Origin of the sequence: Actinokineospora sp. UTMC 2448 (assembly GCF_024760565.1) — a bacterium.
Taxonomy (GTDB): Bacteria; Actinomycetota; Actinomycetes; order Mycobacteriales; family Pseudonocardiaceae; genus Actinokineospora; species Actinokineospora fastidiosa.
On record NZ_CP031087.1, the window covers coordinates 3843935 to 3862680 of the forward strand.

19 protein-coding genes are annotated in these 18746 nt (G+C 73.8%); 7 read left to right on the forward strand and 12 right to left on the reverse strand.

Annotated features, from left to right (window positions below):
• The first annotated feature begins 18 nt into the window (after positions 1-18).
• On the forward strand, positions 19-879 hold the full coding sequence (locus Actkin_RS17415) for an NAD(P)H-binding protein (RefSeq protein WP_258903426.1): 861 nt from the start codon (positions 19-21) through the stop codon (positions 877-879).
• Positions 880-972: 93 nt separating this feature from the next.
• Here Actkin_RS17415 and katG read toward each other — a convergent pair whose 3' ends face one another.
• A complete protein-coding gene (gene katG, locus Actkin_RS17420; protein ID WP_189210593.1) occupies positions 973-3204 on the reverse strand; it encodes a catalase/peroxidase HPI in 2232 nt (743 codons plus the stop codon).
• A gap of 25 nt (positions 3205-3229) precedes the next feature.
• The gene (locus Actkin_RS17425) at positions 3230-3661 is read right to left on the reverse strand and encodes a Fur family transcriptional regulator (RefSeq protein ID WP_189210594.1); all 432 of its coding nucleotides are present in this window, start codon (positions 3659-3661) and stop codon (positions 3230-3232) included.
• A gap of 202 nt (positions 3662-3863) precedes the next feature.
• Between Actkin_RS17425 and Actkin_RS17430 the strand changes: the two genes are divergently transcribed.
• Positions 3864-4163 carry a DUF1540 domain-containing protein gene (locus Actkin_RS17430; protein ID WP_189210595.1) on the forward strand — a complete coding sequence of 100 codons (300 nt, stop codon included), beginning with the start codon at positions 3864-3866 and terminating at the stop codon, positions 4161-4163.
• On the opposite strand, the gene Actkin_RS17435 is transcribed toward Actkin_RS17430, so the two are convergent.
• From Actkin_RS17435 to Actkin_RS17450, 4 genes are read right to left on the reverse strand one after another with little or no spacing between them, the layout of a single operon-like run.
• A complete protein-coding gene (locus tag Actkin_RS17435; protein ID WP_258903427.1) occupies positions 4148-4936 on the reverse strand; it encodes an ABC transporter ATP-binding protein in 789 nt (262 codons plus the stop codon). The genes Actkin_RS17430 and Actkin_RS17435 overlap by 16 nt on opposite strands.
• On the reverse strand, positions 4933-5886 hold the full coding sequence (locus tag Actkin_RS17440) for a FecCD family ABC transporter permease (RefSeq protein WP_258903429.1): 954 nt from the start codon (positions 5884-5886) through the stop codon (positions 4933-4935). Before Actkin_RS17440 ends, Actkin_RS17435 begins: the two co-directional genes overlap by 4 nt.
• Complete coding sequence (locus Actkin_RS17445; protein WP_258903430.1) at positions 5883-6821, reverse strand: iron chelate uptake ABC transporter family permease subunit; 939 nt, start codon at positions 6819-6821, stop codon at positions 5883-5885. The genes Actkin_RS17440 and Actkin_RS17445 overlap by 4 nt, the downstream gene beginning before the upstream one ends.
• A complete protein-coding gene (locus tag Actkin_RS17450) occupies positions 6811-7758 on the reverse strand; it encodes an ABC transporter substrate-binding protein (RefSeq protein WP_258903431.1) in 948 nt (315 codons plus the stop codon). Before Actkin_RS17450 ends, Actkin_RS17445 begins: the two co-directional genes overlap by 11 nt.
• Before the next feature lie 50 nt (positions 7759-7808).
• Between Actkin_RS17450 and Actkin_RS17455 the strand changes: the two genes are divergently transcribed.
• On the forward strand, positions 7809-9020 hold the full coding sequence (locus Actkin_RS17455) for an MFS transporter (protein ID WP_258903432.1): 1212 nt from the start codon (positions 7809-7811) through the stop codon (positions 9018-9020).
• Between the two features lie 19 nt (positions 9021-9039).
• On the opposite strand, the gene Actkin_RS17460 is transcribed toward Actkin_RS17455, so the two are convergent.
• The 4 genes from Actkin_RS17460 to Actkin_RS17475 form a co-directional block, all read right to left on the reverse strand.
• Positions 9040-9639 carry a dihydrofolate reductase family protein gene (locus Actkin_RS17460; protein WP_258903433.1) on the reverse strand — a complete coding sequence of 200 codons (600 nt, stop codon included), beginning with the start codon at positions 9637-9639 and terminating at the stop codon, positions 9040-9042.
• Complete coding sequence (locus tag Actkin_RS17465) at positions 9636-10103, reverse strand: SRPBCC family protein (RefSeq protein WP_258903434.1); 468 nt, start codon at positions 10101-10103, stop codon at positions 9636-9638. Before Actkin_RS17465 ends, Actkin_RS17460 begins: the two co-directional genes overlap by 4 nt.
• Entirely contained in the window at positions 10100-10444 is a 345-nt protein-coding gene (locus Actkin_RS17470; protein WP_258903435.1) for an ArsR/SmtB family transcription factor, read from the reverse strand. The genes Actkin_RS17465 and Actkin_RS17470 overlap by 4 nt, the downstream gene beginning before the upstream one ends.
• A 148-nt stretch (positions 10445-10592) precedes the next feature.
• On the reverse strand, positions 10593-11207 hold the full coding sequence (locus Actkin_RS17475) for a TetR/AcrR family transcriptional regulator (RefSeq protein WP_258903436.1): 615 nt from the start codon (positions 11205-11207) through the stop codon (positions 10593-10595).
• Between the two features lie 116 nt (positions 11208-11323).
• Between Actkin_RS17475 and Actkin_RS17480 the strand changes: the two genes are divergently transcribed.
• On the forward strand, positions 11324-12166 hold the full coding sequence (locus tag Actkin_RS17480) for an SDR family NAD(P)-dependent oxidoreductase (protein ID WP_189210600.1): 843 nt from the start codon (positions 11324-11326) through the stop codon (positions 12164-12166).
• Positions 12167-12170: 4 nt separating this feature from the next.
• Here the strand turns inward: Actkin_RS17480 and Actkin_RS17485 are convergent, their stop codons facing one another.
• Positions 12171-13427 carry an MFS transporter gene (locus Actkin_RS17485; protein ID WP_258903437.1) on the reverse strand — a complete coding sequence of 419 codons (1257 nt, stop codon included), beginning with the start codon at positions 13425-13427 and terminating at the stop codon, positions 12171-12173.
• 317 nt (positions 13428-13744) lie between these two features.
• Complete coding sequence (locus Actkin_RS17490; protein WP_309569068.1) at positions 13745-14662, reverse strand: NAD-dependent epimerase/dehydratase family protein; 918 nt, start codon at positions 14660-14662, stop codon at positions 13745-13747.
• Between the two features lie 127 nt (positions 14663-14789).
• Between Actkin_RS17490 and Actkin_RS17495 the strand changes: the two genes are divergently transcribed.
• The 3 genes from Actkin_RS17495 (at position 14790) to Actkin_RS17505 (ending at position 18591) form a co-directional block, all read left to right on the forward strand.
• Positions 14790-15473, forward strand: a complete 684-nt coding sequence (locus tag Actkin_RS17495) for a TetR/AcrR family transcriptional regulator (protein ID WP_258903438.1) — start codon at positions 14790-14792, stop codon at positions 15471-15473.
• A gap of 68 nt (positions 15474-15541) precedes the next feature.
• Positions 15542-17530 carry an NAD-dependent DNA ligase LigA gene (gene ligA, locus Actkin_RS17500; protein WP_258903439.1) on the forward strand — a complete coding sequence of 663 codons (1989 nt, stop codon included), beginning with the start codon at positions 15542-15544 and terminating at the stop codon, positions 17528-17530.
• 83 nt (positions 17531-17613) lie between these two features.
• Positions 17614-18591, forward strand: coding sequence for a zinc-binding dehydrogenase (locus Actkin_RS17505; protein ID WP_258903440.1), 978 nt, complete (start codon positions 17614-17616; stop codon positions 18589-18591).
• The last annotated feature ends 155 nt before the right edge of the window (positions 18592-18746 follow it).

The window sequence follows — 18746 nt, forward strand, 5'->3', positions numbered from 1 at the left end:
AACGAAGTGGGGGCAGTCATGATCCTGGTCACCGGGGCCACGGGCACGGTCGGCAGACCGCTGGTAGACGCGCTGCGGGCCGCGGGCGCGCCGGTCCGCGCGGTCTCGCGGGACGCGACGGCGGCGGCCTTGCCCGTGCCCGTGGTGGAAGCCGACCCGGCCCAGCCGCGGTCGCTCGCCGAGGCGCTGGACGGTGTCACCGCGCTGTTCCTGCACCCGCGCGCGGTGGGCGCCGCCGCCGCGGATCTGGTCGCACTGGCGCGGGAGCGGGGAGTCCGGCGGGTGGTGGCCCTGTCGGCGATGAATGTGGACGATCCGCTGGCGGAGCAGCCGTCGCGCTACCGGGGCGACCGCAACAAGGAGGCCGAGGACGCGGCGGTGGGCAGCGGCCTGGGGTGGACCAGCCTGCGGGTCGGCGCGTTCGCCGGGAACGCGGTCGGCATGTTCGGCGCCCAGCTCCGCGCCGGGGACGTCGTCCGGTACCCGTTCCCGGGGTTCGCCGAGTCGCCGATCCACGAGCGGGACATCGCCGAGGTAGCCGCCCGGGCCCTGCTCACCGACGACCTGGTCGACCAGCGCCTCGACCTGACCGGCCCGCGGTCGCTCACCCACGCGGACATGGTCGCCATCATCGGCGATGTCCTCGGCAGACGCCTGCGATACGAGGAGATCCCAGTCGCGGACGCCGCCGCCCGAATGGTCGCCCACGGATTGCCCGAGCCGTTCGTGACGGCGTTGATGGCCCGATACACCAGGCACGCCGACGCGCCCCAGCACCCACCGACCGACGACGTGGCCAAGGTCCTCGGCCGCCCCGCGCGCCCGTTCGCGGAATGGGTCGCCGACAACGCCGCCGCCTTCCAGAACGCCGACCGCTGACCGGAAGCCCAGACGCGCCCGCGCGGCGGCTGCTTCACCGCGAATGAAACGGGTGCCCAGGCCGACCGAAGCCGACCTGGGCACCCGAATGACTCACACCAGGTCGAACCGGTCCAGGTTCATGACCTTGTCCCACGCGGCGACGAAGTCGCGGGCGAACTTCTCGGCCGCGTCGTCGCTGGCGTAGACCTCGGCCAGGGCCCGCAGCTCGGAGTTCGAGCCGAAGACCAGGTCAACGCGCGTGCCCGTCCACTTGAGCTCGCCCGTGATGGGGTCGTAGCCGTGGAAGGTCTGCGCGTCCTCCGAGGTCGGCTTCCACGTCGTGCTCATGTCGAGCAGGTTGACGAAGAAGTCGTTGGTCAGCAGGCCCGGCTTGGCGGTGAGGACGCCCAGCGGGGACTGCCGGTGGTTCGCGCCCAGCACGCGCAGGCCGCCGACGAGCACGGTCATCTCCGGCGCGCTCAGGTTGAGCAGGTTCGCCCGGTCGACCAGCAGGTACTCGGCGGGCAGGCGGTCGCCCTTGCCGAGGTAGTTGCGGAAGCCGTCCGCGGTCGGCTCCAGCACCGCGAAGGACTCGACGTCGGTCTGCTCCTGCGTGGCGTCCGCGCGGCCCGGGGTGAACGGGACCTCGATGTCGTGGCCCGCGTCCTTGGCGGCCTTCTCCACGGCGGCGCAGCCCGCGAGCACGATCAGGTCGGCCAGCGAGATCTGCCTGCCGCCCTCGGCGTTGAACGCGGCCTGGATGCCCTCGAGCACCCGCAGCGTCTCCGCCAGCGCCTCGGGCTCGTTGACCTCCCAGTTCCGCTGCGGCTCAAGGCGGATGCGCGCGCCGTTGGCGCCGCCGCGCTTGTCGCTGCCGCGGAACGTCGACGCCGACGCCCACGCGGTGGCCACCAGCCGCGACACCGACAGGCCGGACTCCAGGACCCGCGCCTTGAGCGCGGCGATGTCCTCGGCGTTGACCAGCTCGTGGGTGACGGCGGGGATCGGGTCCTGCCAGATCAGCGTCTCCTGCGGCACCAGCGGGCCGAGGTAGCGCGTGACCGGGCCCATGTCGCGGTGGGTCAGCTTGAACCACGCGCGGGCGAAGGCGTCGGCGAACTCGTCCGGGTTCTCCAGGTAGCGCCGGGAGATCGGCTCGTAGATCGGGTCGACGCGCAGCGCGATGTCCGCGGTGGTCATCGTCGGCGCGTGGGTCACCGCCGGGTCGTGCGCGTCGGGAACCGTGCCCGCGCCCGCGCCGTCCTTGGGCTTCCACTGCTTGGCGCCCGCGGGGCTGTGGACCAGCTCCCACTCGTAGCCGAACAGCGTCTCGAAGAAGCTGTTGTCCCAGGTGGCCGGGGTGGGCGTCCAGGCGCCCTCCAGGCCGCTGGTGATCGTGTGCTTGCCCTTGCCGGTGCCGAAGCTGTTCTTCCAGCCCAGGCCCTGGTCCTCCAGCGGGGCGCCCTCGGGCTCGGGGCCGACGTGGCTCGGGTCGCCAGCGCCGTGCGTCTTGCCGAAGGTGTGGCCGCCCGCGATCAGCGCGACGGTCTCCTCGTCGTTCATCGCCATCCGGCCGAACGTCTCGCGGATGTCGCGCGCCGAGGCCAGCGGGTCGCCGGAGCCGTTGGGGCCCTCGGGGTTGACGTAGATCAGGCCCATCTGGACGGCGGCCAGCGGGTTCTCCAGCTCGCGGTCGCCGGTGTAGCGCTCGTCGCCGAGCCAGGTGGTCTCCGGGCCCCAGTAGACGTCCTCGTCCGGCTCCCAGACGTCGACGCGGCCACCGGCGAACCCGAAGGTCCGGCAGCCCATCGACTCCAGGGCGCAGTTGCCCGCGAAGATCATCAGGTCGGCCCAGGAGATCTTGCGGCCGTACTTCTTCTTGACCGGCCAGAGCAGCCTGCGCGCCTTGTCGAGGTTGCCGTTGTCGGGCCAGCTGTTGAGCGGGGCGAAGCGCTGCATGCCCGCGCCCGCGCCGCCGCGGCCGTCGATGGTGCGGTAGGTGCCCGCGCTGTGCCAGGCCATCCGGATGAAGAGCGGGCCGTAGTGGCCGTAGTCGGCGGGCCACCAGTCCTGCGATGTGGTCATCACCTGCTCGATGTCCTGGCGCAGGGCGTCGAGGTCGAGGGTGGCGAACTCGGCGGCGTAGTCGAAGCCGGGGTCCATCGGGTTGGCGACGGCGGGGTGCTTGCGGAGAATCTTCAGGTTGAGCTGGTTGGGCCACCAGTCGCGGTTGCCGCCACCCTCGGTCGGGTGCTTGCGGCGCACCGCCGTCACCGGGCACTGACCCGCTGGCTCGTCGTTCAACTCTCCAACAACGGCGTCTGGGCTGTCAGACACGAACATCCTCTCAAGAGTGGAAAAAGGACACTCAGGAATCGAGTGCGGACGAGCATTCGGGGCACCGGCCCCAGTAGACGACCTCGGCCTCGTCGATGGTGAAGCCGTGGCTGGCGGACGCGGTGAGGCACGGGGCCTCCCCGACCGAGCAGTCCACGTCGGCGATGGCGCCGCACGACCGGCACACGACGTGGTGGTGGTTGTCCCCCACCCGCGCCTCGTACCGGGCGACGGAGCCCTGCGGCTGGATGCGCCGCAGGAGCCCCGCGGTGGTCAGCGCGCGCAGCACGTCGTAGACGGCCTGGTGGGAGACCTCGCCCAGCGCCGCGCGCACGACGCCGATGATCGAGTCGGTGTCGGCGTGCGGGTGGTCGTGCACGGCGGACAGCACCGCGACGCGCGGACGCGTCACGCGCAGGTTCACCCCCCGCAGCATCCGTTCGAGGTCCGAGGTCGCAGGCACGCCCGAAGTGTGCCGCATCTTCTTGAACGAGTCAAGATTAGGGGGTGACGCCGCGCTGACGCCCCGGCGGCCGTCCGGTGTCGGGCCGGTATTCGGGAAATGGCGATTTCCAAGGTTAGGCAACGCTTAGCACCAGGTTGCGGGCCTGTGCTACCGGTGCCACTGTCCATTCCGTATCGGCGTTCGAGACCAGGGAGAAATCATGACCACGATGGAAATGCCCGCGGTGAACGAGTGCACGGTCACCAACTGCTCGTACAACCACGACGGCTGCCACGCCTACGCGATCACCGTCAGCGGCATCGACGGCTCCGCCGACTGCGGCACGTTCGTCCCGCTGCAGGAGAAGGGCGGCCTGCCGAAGGTGATCGCCCAGGTCGGCGCCTGCTCGCGCACGGACTGCGTGCACAACTCCGAATTGGAATGCACCGCCTCCGGTGTGCGCGTCGGCCCCGGCCAGGGGTCGCACGCGGCGAACTGCCTGACCTACACCCCGAGCTGATTCCCGGCCAGCCCGTCATAGGCGCAGGTGATCCGGCCGCGGTCGTCGCGCCACACCCGGCCCTCCACGGTGAACACCTCCCGGAGCAGGGCCGGGGTGACGGTGGCGGCAGGCGGGCCGTCGGCGTGGACGACGCCGTCGCGCAGGGCGATGACGCGGTCGGCGTAGCGGGCGGCCTGGGCGAGGTCGTGCAGGACTGTGACGACCGTCAGGCCGCGTTCGGCCCGCAGCCGGGTCACCAGGTCGAGGATGTCGAGCTGGTGGTGGATGTCGAGGTAGGTCGTCGGCTCGTCCAGGAGCAGGACGGGCGCGCCCTGGGCCAGGGCGAGCGCCAGGCGGGCGCGCTGGCGCTCGCCGCCGGAGAGCCGGTCGAGCCGGGCGTCGGCGTAGGCGGCGGTCCCGGTGTCGGCCAGCGCCGCGGTGACGGCGGGGTCGTCTCCCCCGGCGAGCATCCCGAGCGGTCCGCGCGCGGCATAGCGGCCCTGCCGGACCAGTTCCCGCACGGTCAGCCCGGAGTCGGGCATCGATTGGGGCAGGACGGCGATGCGGCGCGCGATGTCCCGTCGGGACAAGCCCGCCAGCGGTGACCCGTCGACGGTGACCGTCCCCCGGTCCGGGCGCAGGAGCCCGGCCATGACCCGCAGCAGGGTCGTCTTCCCGCAGCCGTTGCGGCCGACCAGCGCCAACCACTGGCCGCGGGGGACGTGGACGTCGACGTCGTCGAGCACGGTGCGCGGCCCGAAGCCGACGCGCAGGCCGCTGGCCCTGATCACCGGGCGCCTCCCTGGGCGGTGCGGATCATGACGATGGCGCCCGCGACGGCGGTGAGCACGCCGGCGGGCAGACTGGGCGGGGTCCCGCCGACGGCGGGCGCCCAGCCACTGACGGTCTGGGCCACGGCGTCGGCGAGCGCGACGGTGGCCGCCCCGGCGAGCGCCGCGACGGGGACCGGCGGCCCGCCGAGCGCGCGGGCCAGGTGCGGGGCGAGCAGCCCGACGAACGCGAGCGCGCCCACCGCGGCGACCGCGGCGGCGGTGGCGACCACGGCGACGATCAGGACGACGGGCCGCCACCGTGCGGGGTCGAGCCCCACCGCCCTGGCGTGGTCGTCGTCGACGGCCAGCACCGCGAGCACCGGCCCGAGCAGCGTGCCCGCGACGACGCACACCAGCGCGAACGGCCACAGCGCCGCCCAGTGCTCCCAGGTCCGCCCGCCGAGCGAGCCGACGAGCCAGCGCGTCATCGCCCCGGCGAGCTGCGGCCGCGCGGTGAGGATGATCAGCGCGGCGCCCGCGAGCACGGCGGAGACCAGCACCCCGACGACGGTCAGCCCGCGCGGGTCTCCCCCAGCCCTGGCCGCCACCAGCCACAGCACCCCGCCGCCGACCGTCCCCCCGATCACCGCGGTCAGCACGAGCCCGGCGGGACTCGCCGCCGCCGTCGTCGCGACCACCGCCCCGAGCACCGCCCCGGACCCGACCCCGGTCACCTCCGGCGAGGCGAGCGGATTGCGCAGCACGGCCTGCAGGATCACCCCGGCCACACCGAGGCACGCCCCCGCCGCGACCCCCACGGCGACCCGAGGCAGCCGCAGCTCGACGAGGATCGCGGTCGCCCGCGGGTCCCCGGAGAGGATCTCGCCCAACGCGAGGGTGGACCCGGTGGCGGCTTGGAGGGCCGCGACGATCGCGGTAACGCCTATCAGGGCAAGGACGGGTCTCACCGCCACCTCCGTGCCGTCAGCAGCCCGGCGACCACGGCCAGGACGGCGGTGAGGCCGCCCACGGGGAGTTCGACCGGGTACAGGACGGTCCGCGCGAGCAGGTCGGCGCCCAGCACCAGGACCGCGCCGCACGCCGCCGCGCGGCCGAGGCCGCCGCCTGCCAGTCGAGGGGCGAGGAAGCCGACCCAGGCGACCGGGCCGCAGTGGGCGACCACGCTCGCCACCAGGGCGCACGCCACCGCCAGCACTCCCAGCCGTGCCCGACCCGGACGCAGGCCTGCGGAGGCGGCCGCCTCGTCGCCGAGCCGCAGCACGCGCAGCGCGGGCACCGCGAGGACGGCGAACGGGGCCGCCAGCGCGGCGATCGGGAGGGCGGTCAGCACGTCCGTCCACGTGGTGCCGGTCAGCGAGCCCAACAGGTAGCGGACCAGCACGCCCTGGTCGCGGGTGTCCGAAAGGGAGTGTGCGGCCAGCAGCACGGCCTGCAGCGCCGCGCTGACGGCCGCGCCCGCGAGCAGCACCGAGTCCGGGCCCGCCACGCGGCGGATCGCGAGCAGGGTCAGCGAGCCGCCCACCCCGGCGCCCAGGGCGGCGGCGGCCAGGAGCGGGACGGGGAGCGTGAAGACGACGGCCACGGTGACGGCCGCCGCCGCGCCGGAGGACACGCCGAGGAGTTCGGGCACGGCCAGCGGGTTGCGCAGGGACTCCTGCAGCAGGTGCCCGGCCGCGCCGAGGGCCGCGCCCGCCAGCAGGGCGAGCGCGGCGCGCGGCGCGCGGGACTGGACGACCAGCGCGTGTTCGAGGCCGTCGGCGGCCAGCAGCGCGGGGACGAGCCGGTTGAGCCCGACGAACGGCTGCCCGACCATCACCGCGGCCAGGCCCAGCACCACCACCGCCAGGCCGAGCGCCCACGGCCCGGCGAGGCTACGGGGCAAGACCCCGCGCCTCGGCGAGCACCGCTTCGAGGCTGCGCAGCCCGCGCCCGGAGCCCCACAGCTTCGGGTGCACCTCGTGGACCGCGCCGTCCCGCACGGCCGGGATCTGCCGCCACACCGGGTTGTCGGCCAGCTGCTCGCTCAGCGGCTTGTCCGATGTGGAGAACAGCAGGGAGTAGACGAACACCGTGTCCGGCTGCCGCGCCAGGAGTTCCTCGACGCTGTAGTTGCTCGCGGTCGCGGCGTCGGTCCCCTTGGCCGGGAACGGATAGTCGTAGACGGCGTCGAGCAGGTGGCCCTTCAGCGAGTCCGCGGTGTCCACGCCGATCGCGTCCGCGCTGCCGTAGATCACGACCACGGTGCGGTCGGAGGCCGCGGTGTCGGCGAGGACGCCGCGGAAGCGGGTCTCGGCGGCGACCGCCTCGGCGGTGCGGCCGGTGAGCGCGCCGAGCGCCCGCAGGTAGCCGACGGACTCCTCCCAGGTCGCCGGCTCGGCCAGCCACAGCGGGGCGAACCGCTCGATCGCGGGCCGCAGCGCCTCGTGCACGCCCTCCAGGCCGATCACCAGGTCCGGGTCCAGCGCGGCGATGCTCTCCACGTCCTCGCCGCCGAACGACCCGGCGACCACGGGCACGGCCTTCCCGCGCTCGCCGAGCAGGGCCGGGTGGCTGATCAGCGCCGGGTTGCTCGTGCCCGCGGGGACGAGGCCGAGGTCGACCACGATGTCGTCGCAGAGCCCGTTGAGGCACACGATGCGCTCGGGCGGCGCGGGGAGTTCGATCCGCACGCCGTGCGGGTCGGTGACCGCGAGGGCGGGGTCCAGCGGGGCGGCGGTCCGGTCCACCGAGGGCGGGGCCGGGGCGGGGGCCGGGACGGTCGGGGCGGCCGAGCAGCCCGCCGCGACGAGGGCGGCGGCCATGAGGAGGGTTCTGCGCACGGACCGGTTCTACACGATAACGAGAATCGTTCTCAAGTAAGCTGCGCGGCGTGCGCGATGTGGACTTCCGGCGGTACCTGGCCGCCCGACTGATCTCCGTGGCCGGGACGCTGGTCTCGGTCGTGGCCCTCCCCGTGCTCGTCTACCGGTTGACCGGCTCGGCGGGCTGGACGTCGGCGGTCGCGGCGGGCGGAGCCCTGCCCTACCTGCTGTTCGGCCTGGTCGCGGGCTCGGTCGCCGACCGCGTCGACCGGCGGCGGCTCATGGTCGGGCTGGAGCTGGGCGCGGGCGCCGCGCTGGCGACCATCCCGGCGGCGCACGCGGCAGGCGCGTTGACCGCGGTCCACGTCCTCGCCGTCGGGTTCGCGGTGCAGACCTGTTTCGTGTTCTTCGACGCGGCCAACTTCGGCGCGCTGCCCGCCCTGGTCGGGCGGGAGCGGCTGACCAGCGCATACTCGGCCGTGTTCGGCGGCACTACCGCGCTGGAGCTGGTGATCCCGCCGCTGGCCGGGCTCGCGGTGGCCGCGTTCGCGCCATCCCCGCTGCTCGCGGTGAACGCCGCCACCGCCGTCGCGTCGGCCCTGCTGCTGCGCGCGATCAGCGGCCCACTCTCCGCCCCTGCCGGGCCGTCGTCCGGAATGCGCCGCGACATCGGCGCGGGCCTGGCGTTCCTGTGGCGGCACCGGGTGGTCCGCACGCTCACCCTGGTCGGGACCACCCACGCCGCCGCCGCGGGCGCGTGGGTGGCGATGCTCGTCCCGTGGGCCGACGAGGTGCTGGGCGTGCGCTCCTCCGGCGACGCCCGCCTGGGCGCCCTCTTCAGCTGCTGGGGCATCGGCGCCGTGGTGGCCGCCAGGACCACGCCCCGGCTGGCGAGGCGGCTGGGCCGCGCCCGCCTGGCCCTGGCCGCGCTGCCCGCGTCCCTGGTCAGCGGTCTCGCCGTCCTCGCCGCCGACCACTGGATCCCCGCGGTCGCCGCCGCGACCGTCTGGGGGTGGACGCACTCGACGGTCGTGCTGAACGCGATCACCTACCGCCAGCAGGTCTGCCCGGACGACCTGCAGTCCCGCGTCAACACCACGGCCCGCATGCTGTCCTGGGGCGTCGGCCAGCCCCTGGGCGCCGCGGTCGCCGGAGCCGTCGCGGTCAGCGGGCCCGGCCCGCGCGGCGGCCTCGCCGCCGGCCTGGCGATCCTCCTCCTCGGCGTCATCGCCGCGTGGTCGACGCGCGATCTACGCCACGCCCCTCGGGAGGAGACCTGACCTCGCCCGGCCGCGTCACTCAGGACAGGACCCGGTAGGACAGGTGGTGGGCCGCCGGGGTGGACACGACGTCGACCCGCTCCAGCCGCAGCCGTCTCCCGTCCTCGGCCGGGAACAGCCGCGTGCCCGCGCCCAGCACGATCGGGGCGACGTGCAGGTGCAGGAGGTCGACCAGGCCCTCGGCGAGGAACTGGTGGCAGACGTCGCCGCCGCCCATGACCACGACGTCCTTCTCCCCCGCTGCCGCGCGGGCCTGGCGCAGGGCGCTGCGCGGGCCGTCGGTGACGAAGGTGAAGCGGTCGCCGAGCCGCCAGGTGCGCGGCGGGTGGTGGGTGAGCACGAAGACCGGCGGCGGGGCGTTGCGGTCCGCGCCGTAGCCGATCGCGTCGTTCCAGCCCTGGGGGCCGTCGACGACGTCGAAGGTGCGGCGGCCCATGATCACCGCGCCGGTCCGCGCGCTCGTCTCGTCGAGGATCACGCCGTCATCGGGGGTGCCCGCGAACACCCAGTCGTGCAGGGGTTCGCCGTCGACGCCGAGGCCGTGCTCGACGTCCGCGCCGGACGCGGTCACATAGCCGTCGAGCGACATCGTGATGTCGACGATCACCTGGCCGGTCACCGCGCCAGCACCTCGTCCAGCCGCTCCATCGACTCGCGCATGCCGTGCTCCATGCCGCTGGCGACCATGGCGTCGCGGGCCTCGACGGTGGAGTAGACGGAGCGCCCGTGCACGCGGGTGCGGCCGTCGCCGAGGTCCTCGAACGTCATCGTCTCCAGGCAGACGTCGTTCGGCGCGCCCTCGTACTCGAAGGTCTGGATGATCAGCTCGTCCTGGACGACGTTGTGGAAGACGCCGCGGAAGGCGTACTCGCCGGTGTCGTCGGCGTGGATGTAGCGGTAGCCGCCGCCCGGGGTCGCGGTGAACTCCACCACCTTCATCGTCATGCCGCGCGGGCCGAGCCACTGCGGCACGATCTCCGGGTCGGTCCAGGCGCGGAACACCCGGCCGCGGGGCGCGTCGAACTCCCTGACGACCTCGATGAACGGGGTGTCGGGCCGGGCGGTGATCGTGGTCTCGTTCATTTCTCCTGCTCCTCCATGGCTTCCAGCACGGCATCGAGCCTGCGGTAGCGCCGCTCGACCTCGAGCCGGTAGGTGTCGATCCAACTCGTCAGCTCCTCCAGCGCGGCCGCGTTCAGGTGACACGGCCGCCGCTGGGCGTCCTTGCTCCGGGTGATCAGGCCCGCCGCCTCCAACACCTGGATGTGCCGGGAGACGGCCTGCTTGGTGATGGCGAACGGCTCGGCGAGTTCGTTCACGGTCGCGTCGCCCCGCGACAGCCGCGCGATCAGCGCGCGCCGGACGGGATCGCCCAGCGCGGCGAACGCCCGGTCCAACCGCTCCTCAGACTCGTCAGCCGCCATGCTTATCAACCGCTTCCTTTATCAACCGATGTGTTGACTATAAGCCCGCGATCCAGCGCCCGTCAACCGCCATGAGCGACCGTCCCGGACCCCGCGCTCGCGGGCGCGGGCGTCGCGCACCCCCCCCCCGCGGTCTCCGCCGACAGCCTCAGCCGGGGCGCCTACGGTTGCGCGGCCCCAGGCCCCGGAGCGCGGTGTCCACGACCTGCTCGGCGTACTCGGGGGTGAGCGGCCCGGTGCGCTGCAGCCAGCGGTTGAGGATGGGGCCGAACAGCAGGTCCACGGCCACGTCGAGGTCGACGTCCTCGGCCAGCTGACCCGCGCGCTGGGCGGCCCGCAGGCGGGCCTTCTTCAACTCCCGCATGGGCTCGTCCAGCCGCTTCGCGTAGTCGGCTGCCAGGGCGGGGTCGTGGACGATCTCGGTGTGCAGCGCGCGCATGGGCAGGTCGAAGCGCGGGTCGTTCAGTTCCTCGACGGTGGCGCGCAGGACCAGCTTCAGGTCGGCGGCAAGGTCGCCGGTGTCGGGAAGGGCGGCGGCGTCGCCGTCGCCCGCGAGGCCGAGGAACGCGTCGAACAGCAGCACCCCCTTCGACGGCCACCACCGGTAGATCGTCTGCTTGCCGACTCCCGCTGCCTTGGCGATGCCCTCGATGCTGAGCTTCGCGTAGCCCACCTCGGCGACGAGGTCGAGGGCGGCGGTGAGGATCGCCCGCCGCGCGGTCTCGCTGCGGCGGCTGGGATCGGGCAGGGCCTTCGTGGACACGTGACCACGGTAACAGACATGAGACGAGACGGTCCGTCTTGACAAGCGGAACCCAACGGGTAGTCTTCCGGTCATAACGAGACGGAACGGTCCGTCTCGCAATCGAAGGGAACCATATGCGCACCTCTTCTCGGGTCTGGTTCGTCACCGGGGCGAGCCGCGGTCTCGGCCGCGCGTTCACCGAGGCCGCGCTCGCCGCGGGGGACCGCGTGGTCGGCGCGTCCCGGGACGTCTCGCCGCTGGACGACCTGGCCGCCGCGCACCCGGAGCGCCTGCTGGCGCTGCCGCTGGACGTCACCGACCGCCAGGCGGTGTTCGCCGCGGTCGACGCGGCGGTGGAGCGGTTCGGCAGGCTCGACGTGGTGGTGAACAACGCCGGGGCGTTGTTCACCGGCATGGTCGAGGAGTTCGGCGAGGCCGAGGCGCGCGCCCAGCTGGAGGTCAACTTCTTCGGCGCGCTGTGGGTCAGCCAGGCCGTCCTGCCCCGGCTCCGCGCCCAGGGCGCGGGCCACATCGTGCAGATCTCCAGCATCGCCGCGCTGGGCGGCTTCCCGAGCACGGGCCTCTACAGCGCGAGCAAGTTCGCGCTGGAGGGCATGAGCGAGGCGCTGGCCGCCGAGGCCGCCGCGTTCGGGGTCAAGGTCAGCATCGTGCAGCCGGGCGGCTACTGGACCGACCTCTACACCAGCAGCACCGCCACCACCCCCGACCCCGCGTACGACCCGCTGCGGGCGGAACTGGAGAAGCAGTGGGCCGAGGGCTCCGTCGACAGCGAACCCCGGCTCGCCGCCGAGGCGCTCATGGCCCTGGTCGACAGCGACGACCCGCCGCTGCGGCTGCTGCTCGGCAGCATGGTCTACGACCTCGCCTTCGACATCTCCCGCAACCGCATGGCCACCTGGGCCGGGTGGGAGAGCGTCAGCCGCGGCGCCGAGAAGGCAGTCCCGGCGCCGCGGTAGCGGATCAGCCGGCCGCCGCCGCGACCGGGACCCGGTCCTCGACGACCCGGGCGGCGGCGCGGCGGTCGACGCCGAGGGCCACGGCCGCGCATCCGGTGACCGCGAGGGTGACCAGGCCCGCGACGACCAGCGCCGGGCCCGGGCCGAGGCCCTCGCACATCCAGCCCAGCAGGGGCCCGCCCACGGCTCCGGCCGCGGCCGCCACGGCGCCCTGGACGGAGAGCACGCGGCCGCGCATCTCCTCGGCCGAGTCGAGTTGGACGCGGGTGCCCATCACGGTGTCGATGACCACCGCGCCCGCGGCGATCGCCAGGATGAGCGCGGCGAAGCCGAACAGCCCGGGCATGAGGCCGCTGACCGCCTGCAGCACGCTGGTGGTCGCGGCGGCGGCGAGCAGGACCGGCGCGCCGAGGCGGCGCATCCGTGCCGCGATCAGGCCGCCGATGACCGCGCCGACGGCGAACACCGCCGAGAGCAGGCCGTAGCCCTCCGCCCCGGCGTCGAGCGGTCCCGAGGACATCGCGGCCATGGTCACCTGGTAGTTGCGGCCGAGGCTGGACAGCACGAACCCGAGCGCGAACAGCGTGAGGAGGGTGGAGTTGGCCCGCACGTGCGCCAGCCCGGCGCGCAGCCCGGCCCGTTCCGGGGCGCTGACCGCGAGCGGGTGCAACTCCCCCACCCGCACCGCGCGCACGGTGGAGATGACGGCGAGGAAGGTCACGGCGTTGACGAGGAACAGCGCCGGTTCGCCGACCGCCGCGGCGAGCACCCCGGCGAGGCTCATGCCCAGCACGCGCCCCGCGGAGTTCACCAGCGAGCCGAGCGCCAGCGCGTTCGGCAGGTCCTCCGGCGGCACCACCTGGGCCCCGAACCGGCCGAGCGCCGGACCCTCGACACTGGTCACCACTCCCGACACCGCGGTGAGCAGGTACAGCATCCCCAGCGGCGCGCCGCCCCACACCAGCACGGCGAGCAGCAGCGCCAATCCGAGGTGGACGGCCTGGCCCGCCATGATGATCCGGCGCGGGTCGACGCGGTCGGCGAGCGCGCCCGCGAACGGGCCGACCAGCAGCGCGGGCAGCGTGCCCGCCAGCACCGAGAACCCGACCGCCGTGGCCGAGCCCGTGCGTTCCAGCACCACCCAGTTCAGACCGAGCACCTGCATCCAGGACCCGGTGACCGACACCAGGTCCGCGCCCGCCCACAGCCGATAGTTGTGGTGTCTCAGCGCGCGCGCCGACGACGGCAGGGTTCGCCGCACCGTTTTCCTCCGGGATTTCGGCGTAGCCCAACCGCACGCCACCAACAGACCGGGCGCAAAGCTACCCACTGCCCCGAACGGGCTCCAAAGCCACGCGGTGTGGGATGGCCGACACGCGCGGCTGTAACACTTCTCCCACCGTCCAGAGTGGATCATGAGGCACGGCGGCGACAAGCCGGCGGCGACGCGGATCGCGGTGGAGGCGGAGCAGGGGTGCCAGCGGCACAGCTCGCGAGTTGTGCGATGCCCACGCCTGATCGTCGTGCTGGTACTCGGAACGCGGCGTTCGTTTGCCAGGGAACACCGCGCCCGTGGGCTCAGCGGAGGGCAGCGATGGTCTCCCGGAGAGCGTCGTCGGTGGGCGTCGGCTCGATGCCGAAGGCGGCGGTCGCGGCGGAGGAGCCCAGCACGAACGGGCGGCGCAGCTGGTACTGGACCTCCACCAGCTCCCGGGCCGCCGGGGTGACGAGTCCGGCCAGGCGCAGGGCGAACGCGGGCATGCGGGTCAGCCTCGGCGCGGGCGCGCCCGCCAGTTCGGCGGCGCGGACGGCGAGCGCGCGCAGGGACAGCGGCGGCGCGGTGGGCACGTGCCACGGCCTGCCCCACGCGGTCTCGTCGGCGGCGACGGCGACCATGGTGCGGGCCACGTCCCCGACGTAGGTCCAGCTGTGCGGCGCGTCGAGGTCGGCGGGCGCCGACGCGCGGCGGCCCGCGAGGACCCTGGGCAGGACCATGACGCTGAACGGGGACACCGCGCCGGCGCCGAGGTAGTCCGAGCCGCGGACCTCGGCGGTGCGGATGCGCCCGGCGTCGTGGGCGGCCAGCGCGTCGGTCCACAGCCTGGCGCGCACCTCGCCCTTCACCGAGTTGGGGCGCAGCGGCGTCCGCTCGGTCATCGGGGCGTCGACGGCGCCGTAGCCGTAGAGGTTGCCCGTGGTGACCAGCACCGCCCCGGTGGCCTCCGCGGCCCGGATGAGCGCGGCCATGAGGGGCGGCCACTCGGCGGGCCAGCGGTGGTAAGCCGGGCCCGCGCAGCAGTACAGGGCCGTGGCTCCCGCCGCGTGCCGGATGAGGGCGTCAGCGTCGTTGGCGTCGGCGGCGACGCGGGTGATGCCCTCCTGCTCGGGCCCGCCGCCGCGCCGGGTGATCAGGCGGACCTGGTCGCCGCGCGCCGCGAGCGCCCGGGCCGTCGCCGAGCCGACCGGACCCGCTCCGACGATGACGTGCAGGGACATGGGGCGACACCCTTGAAGAGAACACTGTTCTTGGATGTGGACACCGTACTCGGCGGGCGATCACCGGGTCAAGAACACCGTTCTCGCTTCATTCTGGCGTTCTCGGCGCTGTGCGAGACTGGCGGGCATGTCCGCACCGTCGTTGCGCGCCGAGGTCCGCGCGCAGATGAACCAGCGCATCAAGGACGTCGCGCGCAGGCGCCTCGCCGCCGAGGGCGCGAACCTCTCCCTGCGCGCGGTGGCCCGGGACATGGACATCGTCGCTTCCGCGCTCTACCGGTACTTCCCCAGCCGCGACGCGCTGCTCACCGCGCTGATCATCGACGCGTACGAGTCCCTCGGAGCGGCGGCGGAAGAAGCTGAGGCGGCGGTCCCGCGCGCGGACCTGCGCGGCCGGTGGCTGGCCGTCTGCCGCGCCGCGCGGGCGTGGGCGCTCGCGCACCCGGCCGAGTACGGCCTGCTCTACGGCAACCCGGTGCCCGGCTACGCCGCGCCCCAGGAGACCGTGCGACCGGCGGCCAAGGTCGTGTTCCTGCTGGTGGCCGTCGCCATCGACGCCGCCGAACTGCTGGCGCCGGTCACCCCGGCTGTCCCGGAGCCCGTCCGCTCCGACCTGCGCCGCCTGATCGACCGGTACGGCGGCGGGCTCTCCGCCGACCACCTCGACCGCGTGTTCGTCGGCTGGACCCACCTCTTCGGCCTGATCAGCTTCGAGGTGTTCGGCCGCTTGGACGGCATGGTCGACGCTCGCGCCGAGCAGTTCGAGCACCACATGTCCCTGATGGCCGACCTCGTCGGGCTTCCGCGCTGATGCTCACTTCGCCCCGCGCGGCGCCGCTTGCCGAGGGGATGTCGGTTGCCGCCGGTAGGTTCTGCTCCGTGGACGCACGGGAACGGATTCAGGAGCTGGCCGATCGGGTCGTGGTTCTGCGCGACGCGTACTACCGGGGATCGCCGCTGGTGGCCGACGCCGAGTACGACGCGATCGAGGACGAGCTGCGCGCGCTGATCGCGGCGCACCCGGAGTCCGCGCCGGTGCCGAACCCGCTGGAGCAGGTCGGGGCGCCGAGCGTGCTGCACGCGCCCGTCCGGCACTCGCGGCCGATGCTCTCGCTGGAGAAGGCGACCAAGCCCGAGCAGGTCGCGGCGTTCTTCGACCGGTTCCCCGGGCAGCCCGTCGTGGTCATGCCGAAGCTCGACGGCCTCTCGCTCGCGCTGGTCTACGAGTCGGGCAGGCTGCGGCAGGCCATCACCCGCGGCGACGGGACCACCGGCGACGACGTCACCGAGCTGGTCCGCGCGCTGGTCGACGGCCTCCCCGACCGGATCGCGCCGCAGGGCCGCGTCGAGGTGCGCGGCGAGGCGATGATGCTGCGCTCGACCTTCGCCGCCTACAACGCAGCCCACCCGGACAAGCCGCTGATCAACCCGCGCAACGCCGCCGCGGGCACGCTGCGCGCCAAGGACCCGGAGACCGTCGCCGAGCGCAGGCTGCAGTTCCTCGCCTTCGAGCTGGCCACGGAGGACGCCGCCGAGGTCGACCTGGAGGCCGGGCTGCTGTCCCTCGGCTTCACCGTCGCCGACATGCGCCACTGCGCCGACGCCGCCGCGGCGCTGGCGGTGATCGCCGAGATCGAGGCGCGCCGCCACGACCTGGACTACGACCTCGACGGCGCCGTGCTGCGCCTGGCCGACCGGGGCGCCTACGCCGCCGCGGGCACCAGGTCGAACTCCCCGCGCGGCGCGCTGGCCTACAAGTTCGCCGCCGAGGAGAAGACGACCGTGCTGCTCGACGTCGTGTGGGACGTCGGCAAGACCGGCAAGATCGCCCCGGTCGCGTGGCTGGAGCCGGTGTTCGTCGGCGGCACGACGGTCACCCGCGCGACGCTGGCCAACCAGGAGGTGATCCGCGCCCGCGGCATCCGCATCGGCGACACCGTGCTGGTCCGGCGCGCGGGCGACGTCATCCCGTTCGTCGCGGGCGTGCTCGACGAGTCCCAGCGCACGGGGGCCGAGCGGGAGATCGTGCCGCCGTCGGTGTGCCCGTCGTGCGAGCAGGCGCTCACCGAGCAGGGCAACAGCCGGGAACTGTTCTGCACCAACGTCGCCTGCCCGGCGCAGACCGTGCGCAGGCTCATCCACTGGGCCTCGCGCGCGGCGGCCGACATCGAGGCCGTCGGCGGCGTGTGGATCGAACGGCTCGCCGAGGCGGGCCTGCTCGAACACCCCTCCGACTTCTACCGGCTGACCACCGAGCAGCTGCTGGAGTTCGACCGCATCGGCGAGGTCTCGGCCACCCGCATGATCGACTCGATCGACGCCAGCCGAGGCGTCGGGCTGCGCAGGGCGCTCATCGGGCTCGCCATCCCGATGGCGTCGGAGGGCACTGCCGCGCGCCTGTGCCGGGCGGGCTTCGGCTCGCTGGAGGAGGTCGCCGACGCTGGCGAGGAGCGCCTGGTCGCCGTCGAGGACATCGGGCCCAAGGTCGCCGCGTCGCTCACCGAGCACCTGGCCCGCCTGCGCCCGGAGATCGACCGGCTGCGCGCGCTGGGCGTCTCCCTCGACGTCCGCGAGGAGGACCTGCCGCCGGTCGTCGCCACCGACGCCCCGCTCAAGGGCAAGACGGTGGTCGTCACCGGCTCCATCAGCGACCCGCGCACCGGGGAGAAGATCCCCCGCCCCACCTTCCAGCGCCTCTGCGAGCGGGCGGGCGCCACCACCGCGGGCTCCGTGTCGGCCAGCACCGACCTGCTGATCACCGGAGCCGACGTCGGCGCGGCCAAGCTCACCAAGGCCGAGAAGCACGGCGTGCAGGTGGTCGACCAGGGCGAGATCTGGCAGCAGCTGATCGCCGCGGGCCTGGCGTGAGGCGTGGATCACCGGCGCTTGACCTCCAGTTAACCTGACATCGGACTGTTGGCCTCGACGGAACGGATTCTGTGGAGGTCGTGATGCTGGCTGTGCGCGCGGTGGCGTTCGGGGGACCGGAGGTCCTGGTGCCCGGCGAGGCGCCGGTCCCGGTCCCGGGGGCGGGTCAGGTGGTGGTGGCCGTGTCCGATGTGGACGTGTTGTTCCTGGACACCCAGATCCGCGGCGGGTGGGGTGAGCAGTTCGGGCTGACGCCGCCATTCGTGCCCGGGGGCGCGGTCGCCGGGCACGTCGCCGCCGTCGGCCCGGGGGTGGCCCCGGCGTGGGTTGGGCGGGCGGTCGCGGCCAGGACCGTCCACTTCGGCGGGTACGCCGAGCACGCGCTAGTGGCCGAGCAAGCGCTGGTCGCCGTGCCGGACGGGGTGGGGCTGGCGGAGGCCGCCGCGCTCCAGCACGACGGCCCCACCGCGGTGGGCCTGTTCGACGGCGCTGAGATCCAGCCCGGCGAATGGGTGCTGATCACCGGCGCGGCAGGCGGCATGGGCGTCCTCCTCGTCCAGCTGGCCCGATCGGCAGGCGCCCGCGTGATCGCCGCGGCGCGCGGAGCCCGCAAGCTGAAGGAGGTCGAGAACCTGGGCGCCGAGGTCGTGGTCGACTACTCGACGAACTGGCTCGACCGACTCCACGAGGCGACCGACGGCATCGGCCCGCAGGTCGTGTTCGACGGCGTCGGCGGCGACCTCGGCGCAGCCGCCTTCACCGCGACCGCTCGGGGCGGCCGCTTCTCCGCCCACGGAGCCGCCAGCGGCGGCTTCGCCCCCATCGACCCGCGAGAGGCGGAACGCCGCGGGATACGGGTGCGCGGCATCGAGCAGGTCCAGTTCACCACCGAGGAGGCGAAGCGCCTGACCGAACGAGCCCTCAGCGATGCCGCCGCAGGCCGCATCAGGCCCTTGATCGGCCAGACCTTCCCCCTCACCGCCGCAGCCGACGCCCACGCCGCCATCGAGGCACGGCAGACCCTCGGCAAGACCCTCCTGCAGGTAAGCCCGACGCGCTAGCCCACTGGAGAGCCGGTTCGACTCGCGGGACATCGGATCGGCGGATCGACCACTTCCCGGCAGCCGAGGAACGTCGCCAGCTCCATCCCGAACCCGACTACCCGGCTGAACACCTCGGCTCCATCGCCCAGTCCACGGGGAAGTCCACTCCCCGC

Bases quoted from the DNA above. Each gene is read 5' to 3' on its own strand.
- Actkin_RS17470 (WP_258903435.1), bottom strand. From the start codon at position 10,444: ATGGCGGCTGACGAGTCTGAGGAGCGGTTGGACCGGGCGTTCGCCGCG.
- katG (WP_189210593.1), bottom strand. From the start codon at position 3,204: ATGTTCGTGTCTGACAGCCCAGACGCCGTTGTTGGAGAGTTGAACGAC.
- Actkin_RS17430 (WP_189210595.1), top strand. From the start codon at position 3,864: ATGACCACGATGGAAATGCCCGCGGTGAACGAGTGCACGGTCACCAAC.
- Actkin_RS17480 (WP_189210600.1), top strand. From the start codon at position 11,324: ATGCGCACCTCTTCTCGGGTCTGGTTCGTCACCGGGGCGAGCCGCGGT.
- Actkin_RS17495 (WP_258903438.1), top strand. From the start codon at position 14,790: ATGTCCGCACCGTCGTTGCGCGCCGAGGTCCGCGCGCAGATGAACCAG.
- Actkin_RS17415 (WP_258903426.1), top strand. From the start codon at position 19: ATGATCCTGGTCACCGGGGCCACGGGCACGGTCGGCAGACCGCTGGTA.
- Actkin_RS17505 (WP_258903440.1), top strand. From the start codon at position 17,614: ATGCTGGCTGTGCGCGCGGTGGCGTTCGGGGGACCGGAGGTCCTGGTG.
- Actkin_RS17490 (WP_309569068.1), bottom strand. From the start codon at position 14,662: ATGTCCCTGCACGTCATCGTCGGAGCGGGTCCGGTCGGCTCGGCGACG.
- Actkin_RS17465 (WP_258903434.1), bottom strand. From the start codon at position 10,103: ATGAACGAGACCACGATCACCGCCCGGCCCGACACCCCGTTCATCGAG.